This window comes from Bartonella kosoyi, assembly GCF_003606325.2.
Taxonomy (GTDB): Bacteria; Pseudomonadota; Alphaproteobacteria; order Rhizobiales; family Rhizobiaceae; genus Bartonella; species Bartonella kosoyi.
The window spans coordinates 1,496,838-1,511,421 of the sequence record NZ_CP031843.2 but is presented as its reverse complement, the minus strand read 5'-3'; the positions used below and the strand labels follow the sequence as shown (position 1 = coordinate 1,511,421).

Sequence of the window (14,584 nt, the reverse complement as noted above, 5' to 3'; positions counted from 1 at the left end):
ATCATTTTATTTACAGGATCAACACTATAAAAAATAGACAAAAACCAAGACTCATGGCAAAGAAGATTTTGTTGGTTAATACAGCCCCCCTGTCCCACTTTCAAGCGCTTTATTAACTTGTGGAGAAGTGGTTATTGCTGGAACACCTTCTTGAAAAGAATTCGTACCCCCAATGACTTGATATATATCAGCAGGACCAGTTCCTGGTTTAAATGCTTCTATAATGACATCTTGATCTCCTCTTTCCGCAAGCATTCCGGTTTTCCGATTAATTGGCATTAAAATCATACCCTTCGGCATCTTAAAGGGAACATCCGGCTTTCCTTTAAGAGCATCTTCCATAAATTCACCAAAAATAGGGGCAGCCAAGGAACTTCCCGTCCCGTTGTATCCCAACGATGCTGGTTGATCATAACCAACAAAAACTCCAACGACGAGGTCAGGGGTAAATCCCATAAACCAGACATCTTTAGAATCATTGGTGGTTCCTGTTTTAGCGGCAATATGTTTATTGAGATAACGTAAACGCGCTGCAGTACCACGCTGAACAACCCCTTCCATCATCGATGTAATCTGATAAGCTGTCATAGGGTCAAGAACTTGATCTCTCTCATCAATTAAAGTCGGTTCACTTTGATTATTCCATGAATTCGCATTACAATTTTCGCAAATACGATCATCATGACGATAAATTGTCTTCCCATAACGATCTTGAATTCGGTCTATCAGAGAAGGTTTAATAGAGCGTCCCCCATTAGCTATGACAGAATAAGCTGTAACCATTCTTAAAACTGTTGTTTCAGCCGCTCCTAGGGCCATAGGGAGATAAGGTTGCAATTTATCGACCACGCCAAAACGTTCTGCATATTCAGCGACAAGAGGCATTCCCATATCATTGGCAAGCCGTACTGTCATAAGATTGCGAGAATGCTCAATACCATAACGCAGTGTTGAAGGACCTGCAAAGGTACCACCATAATTTTTAGGTTGCCAAACCTCACCATTATATTGGCGAACTTCAATGGGACCATCTAAAATAACGGATGCTGGTGTATACCCATTATCAAGTGCCGCTGAGTACACAATAGGCTTAAATGCAGAACCAGCCTGACGATAAGCTTGTGTTGCACGATTAAATTCAGACGCAGCAAAAGAAAAACCTCCCACCATTGCAAGAACGCGCCCTGTGTGCGGTTCCATGGCAACAATTGCACCTTCAACCTTAGGGATTTGTTGCAAACGATAAGTGTTGTTTGTATTGGGTAGTTTTTCAACAAAAATGACATCTCCAACTTGCAGAACATGAGACAAGCTCTGAACAGTTCTTCGATAACCATTTTCTTTCACAATATGAAGTGCCCATTTTGAATCAGCTTCAGATAAAACAGCAATTTCTCGTTTTTTTGAGAGCATACCCGAAGCTTCACGCTGCGGTTGTAAACCAATCTCTATTTTATTAGGATTTGCAGAAAGAACAACCGCTAAACGCCATTCAGGAACATCACTTAACCCTGTGATATTTGCAAGCTCAGCCCCCCAATCATCATCTTTCTTATCAATATGCGCATAAGCTCCACGCCATCCATGTGCATGATCAAATTTAATTAATCCATTTTGCAAAGCCCGCCGAGCAATCATTTGTAAATGCGGATCAAGCGTTGTACGAATAGACAGCCCACCTTCATAAAGTGTTTTAGCCCCATAGCGATGCATTAAACGGCGACGCACTTCTTCAGTAAAGTAATCAGCCGCAAAAACATAGTTATCGCTCCCGCGTATTGTCGCTCCCAAAGGCTTAGCTTTTGCTTTTTCGCCTTGTGCACGCGTTACATACCCATTTGCAACCATCCGGTCTATAACCCAATTGCGCCGATCAATAGCACGCTGTGTATTCTTAAATGGATCATAATTTGCTGGTCCTTTTGGAAGAGCCGCCAAATAAGCACATTGTTCTAACGTCAAATCATTGACGGATTTATTGAAATAGGTCAAAGAGGCAGCAGCTATACCATAAGTACCACGCCCCAAATAAATTTCATTGAGATAAAGTTCGAGAATATGATCTTTTGAGTAAGTTTTCTCAATACGCATTGCTAAAATAGCTTCCTTAAATTTACGCTCTAATGTTGTTTCCGAACTTAAAAGAAAGTTTTTAGCGACTTGTTGCGTTATGGTTGATGCGCCTTCTGGACGCCTTCCAGAACCAATATTACGAATATTATTGATCAAAGCTCGAGAAAGTCCTTCGGGATCTAAACCAAAATGGTGATAAAAATTTTTATCTTCAGCCGAAATAAAAGCATCTTTAACAAGCTTTGGGATTGATTGTATCGGTAAATAAAGGCGGTGTTTTGTTGCAAACTCTGCCATAAGACGGCCATCAGAAGCATGAACACGGGTCATTACCGGTGGCTCATAAAGTGAAAGAACTTCATAATCAGGAAGTGCGTTTGCTTGACCACTCGTCATAACACCCCATGTTATTGCGCCACAAAGTCCAGTGGCAACAAAAAAACGAAGAAGATATTTAAAAAAAATTATCATAAAAACGGCTATCGCTTTCTTAAGAATTGATTAAAGAAAAAATATGTTATTTCAATCACACCACGTGGATATCACCACAAGATTGAGAAAAAGAAAATTTGTTTTCTATTTTTATATTTATACTAGGGTAAACTAAAATCCCATATTAATTACTCTATTTTCTTATAAATTTAAAGAGGCTGTACCATTTTCTGTCTATATTCAGCGAATTGACGAATAGAATGAGCAATTGAGAGAGCCATTTGTTTTCTCCAATGAGGATCGTTTAATAACTTTTCATCCTCTTTATTGGATAGATACCCGATCTCTATCAAGACAGAAGGGATATCTGAAGCTCTTAAAACTTGAAAATTAGCATAGCGATGAGGATTATTGATTAAGTTGATATGACTCTTCGATAAACTTGAAATAACACTATTTGCAAAATTAACCGAAAATGTATGCGTTTCACGCCGTGTAAGATCCATCAAGATATCTGTAACTTCAAGCGTTTCATCTGCAGGCAAACCATCAAGCAAATCAACTTTATTTTCACTTTCAGCTAAAGATTTTGCAATGGCATCAGAAGCTTTATCTGATATGGTATACACTGTAGCACCGCGAAGAGAATGAACATCAATCGTATCCGCATGAATGGATATAAAAAGATCAGCATCAAATTCTTGCGCTTTTTTAACTCTTTCGCTTAATCTTAAAAAAATATTAGAATCACGCGTTAAAGCAACGCTAATATGCGGGTCTTTTTGTAATTCTTCTCGCAATGCACGTGCAAAATCTAAAGTTACATCTTTTTCTAAAATTCCAGTGACCCCTCGCGCACCACCATCAATACCACCATGACCAGGATCAAGAACAACACGAAAATTTTGCGCCGGAATCAACGGTAGTTTTGTATCAAAATTTCTCCTTTGCTGGCTCTTTAATATCTTATCAAATTTTTCTTGTGTACTTTTACGAATATCAACCAGCAACTGCCATAAACCACTGTCTAATTTTTTTACGATACTTTTTTCAACAACAAAAGCTGTTCTGCTTGTCAAAATAATGCGTGAAGTTTGTATGTCAGAGAAAGCATAACGGACATCTGAGAGCATAACGGACAATGCATTTTGTTTCTTTAAAGGCATATTTTGCATTGAAAAGTCAATTGTAGGTAAATTGATAACCAAACGTGCAGGCCTATCCAAAATCTGCAAACGAATATTTGGTTTTGAATTGAAAAGCGCAATTATACGTGTATGAGCACTATCACCAATGGTTCGAAAATTGATAAGTTTCAAAGGATCCGCAGCTTGAACACCAGTTTGGCATAACAAAAAGAATAATAAAAAGCATATGAATTGCACAATAACATCCCAATAGGCTGTTTTCAGCTGTTGGGTAAAAAAAACTCTTATCATAAGCCCTCTTATCATAAGCAAAGTAGTCTACACAATATTTGTAATAATTTATCTCGGTTATATAAAAACAATACACCAGATTTATTTTCTATTTTCAATAAATGTTAAGCCCTTTCATTATAAACACTCAAAAATGAAATTACGGTCATAAAAATATTATCATGATACATGATTTACATTGTTACTTGCCAAACGTATGATATCAACATAAAAGAATATTGGTGCTTCCTAGCTGATAATCGATCTAATTATCTGTAACTCATAGTAAGTTATCTTTAAAGGGGTTGTGGCATATTATGCGTTGAGACTTTGTTATGGATGAAAAATTTCTATGTTATAAAATTAGGATTGCATTATTTAAGATTCGTTGGTTCGGGTATCTGAACTGTTTTAAAGATTATTTTACCAGAGACTTTTAAGAAATATGAGTCGTAAGAAACAGATGGGGATAATGATGAGAAATGGTGTAAATGCAGTTATGCATCTACACGTGGTGTTCCATCCTGTTTTTCTGGTACCTCCCTTTTATGGCAGACAGCTCTTTACATCTACGAATAATTACATCGTTCGTTTGAATAAAATTGGGCATGTCGCCTTCAGGATATTAACTTATGTCAAACAAAATGCTTATAGATGCCTCTCATCCGGAGGAAACACGTGTTGTTGTTGTTCACGGCAACAAAATTGAAGAACTTGATTTTGAATCAGAACATAAAAAACAGCTCAAGGGGAATATTTATCTTGCACGTATTACGCGTGTAGAACCATCTCTCCAAGCAGCGTTTGTTGAATATGGTGGAAACCGACATGGTTTTTTAACATTTTCTGAAATTCATCCTGATTATTATCAAATTCCTATTGCTGATCGCCTTGCTCTTCTTGAAGAAGAAGAAAAGGCAGCTGTAGGAGAAAATCCAACAGATGTTTTTACGGAAGAAACAACTAAAAATAAAAAACGCTCCAGAAGAACAAAGAAAAATGCGAAAAACAATGCTATAGCAGCCGATGTTGAAAATGATAATACCTCCGAAGCTGTAACTATTGACCATACAGAAGAGATATTAAATGCCGATGTTTCTTATGATGAGATCGAAATGGTCGGTGCTGAAGACATCCGTGAAGAACTCCCAACATATCAAAGAAAACAAGGGCGCCAGTATAAAATTCAAGAAGTAATTAAACGCCGTCAAATTTTGTTGGTGCAAGTCATCAAGGAAGAACGTGGAAATAAAGGTGCCGCCCTTACAACATATCTCTCTCTAGCAGGTCGTTATTCTGTTCTCATGCCCAACACAGCACGCGGTGGTGGTATTTCACGAAAAATTACGAATGTGCAAGACCGTAAGCGTCTTAAAGAAATCGTAAAAGAATTAGCCGTTCCAAAGGGGATGGGCGTTATCTTACGAACTGCTGGCGCTAATAGAACAAAAGCTGAAATTAAGCGCGATTATGAATATCTTATGCGGTTATGGGATACGATTCGCACTTTGACACTCGAGTCAACGGCACCATGCCTTGTTCATGAAGAAAGTAATCTTATAAAGCGTTCTATACGAGATCTTTATGATAAGAACATTAGTGAAATTCTTGTCTCTGGAGACCAAGGATATCGTGAAGCGAAAGACTTTATGCGTATGCTTATGCCAAGTCATGCAAAAGTTGTGCAACCTTATCGCGATCCTACACCTATTTTTGCAAGAAATAATATTGAAATTCAGCTTGATAAAATGTTGCAACCACAAGTTTCTTTAAAATCTGGGGGATATCTTGTTATTAATCAAACAGAAGCACTTGTTGCTATTGACGTCAATTCTGGACGTTCTACGAGAGAATTCTCTGTTGAAAAGACAGCTTTACAAACAAACCTTGAAGCTGCAGAAGAAGTAGCGCGTCAATTACGCTTACGTGACCTTGCTGGTTTAATCGTGATTGATTTTATTGACATGCTTGAAGAACGCAATGTGCGATTAGTCGAAAAAAAATTAAAAGACTGTTTAAAAAATGATCGTGCTCGTATTCAAGTTGGCCATATTTCACATTTCGGCCTTTTAGAAATGAGCCGTCAACGTATTCGCATATCAGTTTTAGAAAGTACAACACAACCCTGCCCCCATTGCGCAGGAACAGGAAGTATACGTTCTGAATCATCAATTGCTTTACATGTTATGCGCTCCATTGAAGAATATCTTCTTCATAATTCGCAACATAATATTATTGTGCGCACACCCGTAGCAACAGCGCTTTATGTGTTAAATCATAAACGCAATATTCTTGTTAATTTAGAAACACGCTTTAAACTTAATATTAGTATTGAAGCAGATGATAGTATTGGAACGCAACATCTTGTTATTTCTAAAGGCACAATAGCAGAAAGTATTTCTCAATCTCCATTGGAAGATGACAATAAGCAAGAAATTGAAGATTCTATTTTCATAAAAAGTGAATCTATTGACAATTCTCCTCCCATTGAAACAAAACAAAAGCCTCGACGCAAAAATCGCCACGATGAAATTACTGATCCGTCTCTTTCCACCGTTCATAAAAAAGAAGAGACATTGAGTGATGATTCTTATCGTCGAGGACGCCGTCGAGGACGTCGTGGTGGTCGACGCAATCAAGATAATAATCTTCATCAGATTCGCATTCCTTACGCAGAACCAGTAGGAGATTTTGCTCAGCAGGCTTTAGCAGAAATTAAAGCAGCACACCGCAAACGTCGTGTTCCATCTACTCAATCTTCTAAACCTGAAGAAATAAAAGATGATACGCAAGCTCTCGATGTACAACAGCAAGATGAAACAACAAAAAATGAGACAAATTTTAAACGTAAAACACGTAGAACACGTTCTTCAAAGGCGGTAGAAAATAATCTTTCTCTAGAGAATGATCAAAATATCGTAGAACAAAAATCTCTTGAAGAAAAGCCTAAAAGCAGTTCGGTACGTAAAATTAGAGCAAAAAAAGCAGCAAAATCTGTTCATGAAGGTGAGGATACCCCCCCTGAAAACACTAAGAAATCAACACGTAGAACACGTAAAAATTCATCCTCTAAAGAAACAACAGAAATAGAAAAAACATTAGAGAAAGAAACTGATATGAAGGTGGAGAGAACTGTCGAAACTTCTCCTTCCCCAATTGAAGAAACAATCAACCAACCTGTTGTTATTTCATCAACATCTCATGATTCTCCTAAAACTGCGCGTATTGGTTGGTGGAAACGTAGAACTCTTTCAAAAAATTAACAATAAAAAGAAACCGCCACAATTTTTTGTGGCGGTCTCAATAAACAATCATAGAAAAAGTTTAAACTAATTCTATGGACTTGTGTGTATTATTTTTGTTTTGCTTTCTCTTGCTCAGCCCGCATACGCTCTTCAATTTCTTTTTGATTTGATTGAATAGCTTGCTGCAGCTTTATTTGCTCTTGTTGGAAATCTTTTTCTTCCATACCAGGACCGGTATACGCCGCTGTAAATCCATTAAGAGAAAATTCAATAGGATTAGCTGAACCACGGAAATTAACAGTGGTTACAACCATTTTTGTACCACTTTTCATAGCCGCAATAAGCTTATCATCTAAAACATCATTGGCAATACAACTTGGTCCATTACAAATGATATAAGGAATTTTTTTAGAGAAGCCATCACCTATTTGAATGTGAACACCTTCTGGCAAAAAACGACCTGTAGGCACTTGAATACCTATACGTTTTTCATTTTGCTTCCCTTTTATTTCAACAAGATTAAAAGCCGTTAAAGGTTGTCCCGTATTCGATAATACAGTATTCATTGTATTACAAATATCAACATCATGCTGCTTACTGCAAACTTTGTACCAACCTTGCGACAAAGTCTGCGCATTTGCAGAAATACTAGCTACAAGAAAAAGGGCAGCTGCTCCAACTAATACTGAAACAGCAGAATAAAAATTTTTATGCGACATGTTTAAGTTAATCCTTTCAACGCGCTTTTAAGTAATTTCAAAAAAATATTAAGTAAAGTTCCAATTTAAATTTTATTAAATAATAATGAAATAAAAATTAATTTCATTACTTTTACTTCAATATAAAAAAAAAAGTCAAATTTAGAGAAAAACTACGACGATCTATGTAAACTTTTATATACCCATATAGCTTTCCCCTCTTTATCACACGGGTATTTGATGCAATTTATCCATAAAACACCTCTGTGCAATTATGCTAAGATTACACAAACGAATCAATATTGCAATATCAATTAAAATAAACTCCTATGCACTTCTAAAAATCTTATAAATTTCAATTTTTTACACTTATTATTCTACATGTTAGCTTATAAGGTTTTAGAAACAAATATTGCAGTGCATGAAGCTCCAAAATATTAGATAAAATTTGTGTTTTATATGTCCGTAGTATAACTGAAAAGGATAGAGTTAAATTATAAGGACACTTGATAAACTAAATACATTCCTAATCTGCAGCTTTTGAAAAATTGTAAGGATTTTTTTCTGTGGGCACTTTTCTAACCCTATTTATCAAACAATAGTGGTATGCTTCTGTCATAAAACCGCTTTCGTAGTAAAAACTACGTAATGAAGACAGCATACTATCTTAATTTAAATTTTTCTTTTTAGAGAACTTGCAGAAAATACTTATATGCAAATGCTATTATTGCAGTTACACGATCTAAGCTATTTTTCTTTATTGTATCAATACGTGTTATAATAAAGAACCATAAATAAATATGTAAGGGATTCTTTTATTATAATCTTAAATTTTTTTCTTATAAAAAATCAATAATCGGTTATTTTTATAGAATAATTCTGAAAAGTAGAGGAACTGCTTTAAACAGAATGTTTTTCTGCCATTTCTACCAACTCAGTCATAATCGTTGCTGCTCCAATAAGTCTTTCATCAACTGTAGCCCAATCCCGAATAAGAGCAATACTTTGATCTGGACGAATTTTTGCCATTGAACCTTGTTTTCCCACCCACTGAACAAGAGCAACACTATCGGCAAAATAGTTATTGCGAAACTGTATGACAATCCCCTTTGGTCCAGCATCCAATTTTTCTACATGAGCTTTTCGACACAATATTTTGATATGAAAAACTTTAAGAATGTGTTGAACTTCAAGAGGTAAAGGACCAAAACGATCGATTAACTCGGCTGCAAACTCATCAATTTGTTCTAAATTCTCGAGTTCTGTCAAGCGTCGATAAAGCCCCATACGTAATGATAAGTCAGGCACAAAACTTTCTGGTATCATCACGGTTGTAGCGAGTGAAATTTGAGGTGACCATTGCTTATCCTCACTTAGCTCTCCATCTTTTAATTCAGCAACAGCTTCTTCGAGCATTTTTTGATAGAGTTCAAATCCAACTTCTTTGATATGTCCTGATTGTTCTTCACCTAAAAAATTTCCTGAACCACGAATATCCATATCGTGACTTGCCAATTGAAATCCAGCCCCCAATGTATCAAGAGATTGTAACACCTTAAGACGACGATCAGCTGCAGATGTTAAAACTTTACCAGAAGGAAATGTAAAGAGTGCATAAGCACGTTGTTTTGAGCGCCCTACCCTTCCTCGTAACTGGTAAAGTGCAGAAAGACCAAACATCTCAGCGCGATGCACAATTAATGTATTGGCTGTTGGAATATCAAGACCCGATTCAATAATGGTTGTTGATAGCAAAACATCGTATTGTCCATCGTAAAATGCATTCATAATATCATCAAGTTGCCCAGCCGGCATTTGTCCATGAGCTATAACAAATTTGAGTTCTGGAACATGAGTTTTGAGATATTCTTCTACAAAAGCCAGATCAGAAATACGAGGACAAACATAGAAACTTTGTCCACCACGATAATATTCTCGAAGCAAAGTTTCGCGTATAACAAGTGCATCAAATGGTGAAATAAAAGTACGAACCGCCATTCTATCAATGGGTGGCGTGGTAATTAATGAAAGTTCACGGACTCCTGATAATGCCAATCCTAAAGTTCGTGGTATGGGGGTTGCTGAAAGTGTAAGAACGTGAATATCACTTTTAAGCTCTTTTAAACGCTCTTTGTGTTTTACCCCAAAATGTTGCTCCTCATCAATGATAAGAAGACCTAACCGTAAAAAATTGACTGCACCACTTAATAACGCATGGGTTCCAATGACGATATCGATTGTACCATCTGAAATCCCTTTTTTAACTTGTGCAAGTTCTTTCGTTTTTACAAGCCTTGAAGCATGACCAATTTTAACCGGTAATCCTTGAAAACGGGAAATAAACGTCTTGTAATGTTGACGTGAAAGCAAAGTTGTCGGTACAACAACAGCAACTTGATATCCATTTAATGCTGCAACAAAAGCACTTCGAATAGCCACTTCGGTTTTTCCAAAGCCAACATCACCGCATATCAAGCGATCCATCGGCTTTCCTGAGGCTAAATCATCCAAAACGGCATCAATGGCGTTCATTTGATCTTCTGTCTCTTCATAAGGAAAACCAGCAACAAACTCATCAAATGGTCCAACTGGTGGAAGTAAAGTAGGCGCAGCACGGGTCGCACGCTCCGCAGCTATACGAATTAATTGCCCTGCCATTTCCAATAAATGTTTTTTAAGCCGAGCTTTACGTGCTTGCCAAGCCACACCCCCTAATTTGTCTAAAGTTACCTCTGTTCCTTCTGAACCATAACGTGAAAGAAGCTCAATATTTTCAACAGGTAAAAAGAGTAAATCACCTCCAGCATATTTAATTTCAAGACAATCTCGTAAAATTCCAGTCGTAGTGATGGTTTTTAGACCAACAAATTGGCCAATACCATGATCAATATGCACAACAAGATCACCAGAATTTAAAGCAGAAATCTCAGAAATAAAATTTGTATTATTCTTACGCCGCTTTGGTGATCTTATGAAGCGATCACCCAAAATATCTTGCTCTGCTATAATAGCTAAATCTTCAGCTTCAAAACCATGTTCTATCATGATAACAGCTGCTAATATGCGATCTCGTGGTGTTGCTTTGACAGTTTGCAAGGATTTTACAACATCTATTTTTTTCAATCCATGCTCGTCAAGAACTTGTACCAAACGATTGAGAGAACCTTCACTCCAACACGCTAAAAGTACTTTTTTGCCAGCAGCACGTAAAGATGCGATGTGATCAATAACACTTGAAAAAACATTCTTTTCTTGCGCATTACGCTCTTTTACAAAATCATATCCCTGTTTTACTTGTGTGTGAATAACTGTTTGTTCCAAACTTTGTGGAATATTAAAAGGCGAAAAATCAATACGCTGTGAAAATTGTTGCACACACTCCAAAACACGCTCTGGCGTTAAGTAGAGAAGACTAGGATCTATCGGATGATAAGACGTCGTATTTTCTTTATCATTTTCGCGCTCTTTACGCGCGTTATAATAGTCTTCAATAAGGCGATAACGCTCAACGAAAACTTCTTCTATGAGATGTTCAAAAACAAGCGGTAAATTGCCACAATGATCAAAAAAAGTATCAAGGCTTTCATAAAAAAATGGGAGCCAATGTTCCATACCAGCAAAACGCCGACCTTGAGCAAGTGCTTCATAAAGCATGTTATTTTTTTGTGATACACCAAATGTACGGGTATAATTGCTTTTAAAACGGCTGATGCATTCATCTGTCAAAACAACCTCGCTCATTGCCTGTAATAAAAGTTCAGTTTTTTGGCGTGTTGTTCTTTGACTTTCTGGATCAAATACACGGATGCTTTCTAGGGTATCTCCAAAAAAATCAAGACGTAAAGGCTGGATATCCATAGGAGAAAAGATATCAAGTATCCCTCCTCTTACAGCAAACTCACCAACATCGCGGACAACCGTAACGCGTTCAAAACCATTAGTTTCTAGGAATTGAATGAAATGTCCCATGTTATGGCGCTGGCCAACATGTGCATGAATAAGCTGAGCTTCTATCATTTCACGAGGAGGCAACTTTTGCATAATTGCATTGGCTGTTGTTAGGATAATTGCAGAATGTGGATTTTGACGTAAATTGGCCAGGCGTGCCAATGCTGATAGTCGACGTGCCATAATAGCAATTCCTGGTGACACGCGATCATAAGGCAAACAATCCCATGCAGGAAATTGAAGGACGGGCAAATTGGGCTCAATAAAATTTAAAACTTGTTTTAAGTGTGCAATTTTTGTTCCGTCTCGGACAACATAGATGAGTGGTTTACCCTGTGCAATTTCTGAACTTAATTTAGCAAGGGCAAAGGCTTCAAATCCATCAGTAATGCCATCAAAAATCATATGAGCAGGACTATTGGAAGGAATGATATTTTTTTTAAATATAGGCATTTAAATCAATAAGTTAAATAAGTACGATAATTGGCAATATCACGAAAAAGAGGACTATTAATTTCAGAGGGTGGTGTAATTTCTCCGGTAATCCATGTGAGTAAGTCGCGATCATCAAAAGACATAATATACTCAAGTTCAGAGAGTGTTTTATCATTCATTCCAGTGATATGAGCATTAACATAATGTCCAAAAATGAGATCCATTTCACGAATACCGCGATGCCATGCGCGAAAAATCAATCGGCGACGACGTATATCCAATTGATTTTTGTCGTTGACAAAAGCTGTCATAAAAAGTCTCCTTGAATAAAGTAATATAAACCATTCAATTAGTCGTATAAAATTTATACCTTGCCTTTAAGGAAGTTCAATAATCTTCTGATCTTTAAGTGTAATTCGACGATGCATTTGCTTTGCCAAAGCGTAATTATGTGTTGCAATAAGAGCAGAAAGACCAGACTGACGAACAAGAACAGATAAAGCTTGAAAGACATAAGCTGACGTTACGGGATCAAGATTTCCGGTAGGTTCATCTGCTAAAAGAACCGAAGGACCATTTGCTACGGCACGTGCAATAGCAACACGTTGTTGCTCTCCTCCCGATAACTCTGAGGGACGATGGTTTGCCCGATGAGAAATACGCAAATACGTCAATAACTTACGCGCACGATCTTCTGCGATGGACTTGTTTAATCCTGCTATCATTTGCGGTATCATAACATTTTCTAAAGCTGTAAACTCTGGAAGTAAATGATGAAATTGATAGACAAAACCAATATCATTTCGTCTGATAGCTGTTCGCTCACGATCAGAGCGTTTTGCACAAGAAACACCCCGTAACAACACATCACCAGCTGTTGGTTTTTCTAATAACCCCGCAATATGAAGAAGTGTTGATTTTCCAGCACCAGATGGTGCGACAAGGGCGACAAGCTCTCCACGATTAAGAATAAAATTCGCTTTATCTAAAACAATGAGCGGCTTATGACTCTCATAAAAGCGTCTTTCAATCTCTACAAGCTCTAAAATGGCTGTCATTATTCATACCTCAAAGCTTGTACGGGATCTAGCTTAGCAGCACGCCATGCTGGAATAAGAGCAGCAAGAAATGACAAGAATAAAGCCATTGTAGCAACCAAAATGGTTTGTTTCCACTCAATTTGTGCAGGCAATTTTGTTAAAAAGTAAAGTTGAGGATTAAAAACATCAACATTAAATAACCAAGATATAAAGTCTTGGATATGATTAATATTTACAGTCGCGATAACACCTAAAATTAAGCCCAATATCGTTCCAATAAAACCAATCATCATTCCTGTGATGATAAATATACGCAAAATGGCACTCTGTTGGGCACCCATTGTGCGTAAAATTGCGATATCATGACTTTTATCTTTTACAAGCATAATAAGGCCTGAAATAATATTTAAAGCAGCAACAAGAACAATCAGAGAAAGAATGAAAAACATGACATTCCGTTCAATCTGTAAAGCTGAAAAAAAAGCTTGATTACGTGTACGCCAATCAATTAAATAGATCTGTTGATCAACGGCTTTTTCTACAAGAGGTTTTATTTGATCCACAGCATCAGGATCGTTTAGAAATAATTCTAAAGACTGAACCTTATCGCCTAAATTAAAAAACATTTGTGCTTCATGGAGAGGCATAAAAACAAATATTGAATCATATTCAGACATACCAACTTCAAAAATAGCAATGACTTTATAAGCTTTTACACGTGGTGTAACACCAAAAGGAGTCTCATCACCATCAGGGGTAATAATACGAAGATCTCTCCCAACTGTAAGCCCTAATTTTTCTGCTAAACCACTTCCAATTGCAACACCGTCTTCTTGATCAAACTGAGAAATCGAGCCTAATTTAATGTTTTGAGAAACTGTTTTAAGTTTTTCTAGATCTTGTTTGCGCATACCACGAACTAACGCGCCAGAACCACCTTGGGCTTCACCTTGAACAAGCGCTTGGCCTTCAATAACAGGCAAAGCAAACTTCACACCATTTGTAGCTTCTAAAGAAGAAATAAGAGTCTTATAATCAGAAAAACCGGAATCAATTGTTTGAACAATAAGATGCCCGTTCATACCAAGAATACGGTTAAGAAGTTCTGTACGAAAGCCATTCATCACCGCCATAACAACAACCAGAGCAAAGACTCCTAACATAATCCCAATAAGAGAAATAATTGAAATAACAGATGCGACGACATGCTTTTTGTTGGGAATCATATAACGAAAAGCGATCATCCACTCATAAGATGAAAACCATTTATTTTTCAGCCTCTTCATAACATTTCC

At 37.0% G+C, this 14,584-nt stretch carries 8 protein-coding genes; 1 reads left to right on the top strand and 7 read right to left on the bottom strand.

Annotation, left to right across the window (positions count from 1 at the left end):
* Window positions 1-75: 75 nt before the first annotated feature.
* Window positions 76-2,544, bottom strand: a complete 2,469-nt coding sequence (locus D1093_RS06580) for a penicillin-binding protein 1A (protein ID WP_120101496.1) — start codon at window positions 2,542-2,544, stop codon at window positions 76-78.
* 170 nt (window positions 2,545-2,714) lie between these two features.
* Window positions 2,715-3,944 carry an N-acetylmuramoyl-L-alanine amidase gene (locus tag D1093_RS06575; RefSeq protein WP_120101494.1) on the bottom strand — a complete coding sequence of 410 codons (1,230 nt, stop codon included), beginning with the start codon at window positions 3,942-3,944 and terminating at the stop codon, window positions 2,715-2,717.
* 611 nt (window positions 3,945-4,555) lie between these two features.
* Here D1093_RS06575 and D1093_RS06570 point away from each other — a divergent pair.
* Complete coding sequence (locus D1093_RS06570; RefSeq protein ID WP_120101486.1) at window positions 4,556-7,186, top strand: Rne/Rng family ribonuclease; 2,631 nt, start codon at window positions 4,556-4,558, stop codon at window positions 7,184-7,186.
* An 89-nt stretch (window positions 7,187-7,275) separates the two neighbouring features.
* Here D1093_RS06570 and D1093_RS06565 read toward each other — a convergent pair whose 3' ends face one another.
* The 5 genes from D1093_RS06565 to D1093_RS06545 all read right to left on the bottom strand — a co-directional run bounded on the left by D1093_RS06565 (window position 7,276) and on the right by D1093_RS06545 (window position 14,575).
* Entirely contained in the window at window positions 7,276-7,887 is a 612-nt protein-coding gene (locus D1093_RS06565; RefSeq protein ID WP_005773576.1) for an invasion associated locus B family protein, read from the bottom strand.
* Window positions 7,888-8,766: 879 nt separating this feature from the next.
* Window positions 8,767-12,267, bottom strand: a complete 3,501-nt coding sequence (gene mfd / locus D1093_RS06560; RefSeq protein WP_120101484.1) for a transcription-repair coupling factor — start codon at window positions 12,265-12,267, stop codon at window positions 8,767-8,769.
* 5 nt (window positions 12,268-12,272) lie between these two features.
* On the bottom strand, window positions 12,273-12,560 hold the full coding sequence (locus tag D1093_RS06555) for an FAD assembly factor SdhE (protein WP_120101482.1): 288 nt from the start codon (window positions 12,558-12,560) through the stop codon (window positions 12,273-12,275).
* Window positions 12,561-12,626: 66 nt separating this feature from the next.
* Window positions 12,627-13,307, bottom strand: a complete 681-nt coding sequence (locus tag D1093_RS06550; RefSeq protein ID WP_005773580.1) for an ABC transporter ATP-binding protein — start codon at window positions 13,305-13,307, stop codon at window positions 12,627-12,629.
* Entirely contained in the window at window positions 13,307-14,575 is a 1,269-nt protein-coding gene (locus tag D1093_RS06545; RefSeq protein WP_120101480.1) for a lipoprotein-releasing ABC transporter permease subunit, read from the bottom strand. The genes D1093_RS06550 and D1093_RS06545 overlap by 1 nt, the downstream gene beginning before the upstream one ends.
* Between the last annotated feature and the right edge of the window lie 9 nt (window positions 14,576-14,584).

Bases quoted from the DNA above. Each gene is read 5' to 3' on its own strand.
- D1093_RS06580 (WP_120101496.1), bottom strand. From the start codon at position 2,544: ATGATAATTTTTTTTAAATATCTTCTTCGTTTTTTTGTTGCCACTGGA.
- D1093_RS06575 (WP_120101494.1), bottom strand. From the start codon at position 3,944: ATGATAAGAGTTTTTTTTACCCAACAGCTGAAAACAGCCTATTGGGAT.
- D1093_RS06570 (WP_120101486.1), top strand. From the start codon at position 4,556: ATGTCAAACAAAATGCTTATAGATGCCTCTCATCCGGAGGAAACACGT.
- D1093_RS06565 (WP_005773576.1), bottom strand. From the start codon at position 7,887: ATGTCGCATAAAAATTTTTATTCTGCTGTTTCAGTATTAGTTGGAGCA.
- mfd (WP_120101484.1), bottom strand. From the start codon at position 12,267: ATGCCTATATTTAAAAAAAATATCATTCCTTCCAATAGTCCTGCTCAT.
- D1093_RS06555 (WP_120101482.1), bottom strand. From the start codon at position 12,560: ATGACAGCTTTTGTCAACGACAAAAATCAATTGGATATACGTCGTCGC.
- D1093_RS06550 (WP_005773580.1), bottom strand. From the start codon at position 13,307: ATGACAGCCATTTTAGAGCTTGTAGAGATTGAAAGACGCTTTTATGAG.
- D1093_RS06545 (WP_120101480.1), bottom strand. From the start codon at position 14,575: ATGAAGAGGCTGAAAAATAAATGGTTTTCATCTTATGAGTGGATGATC.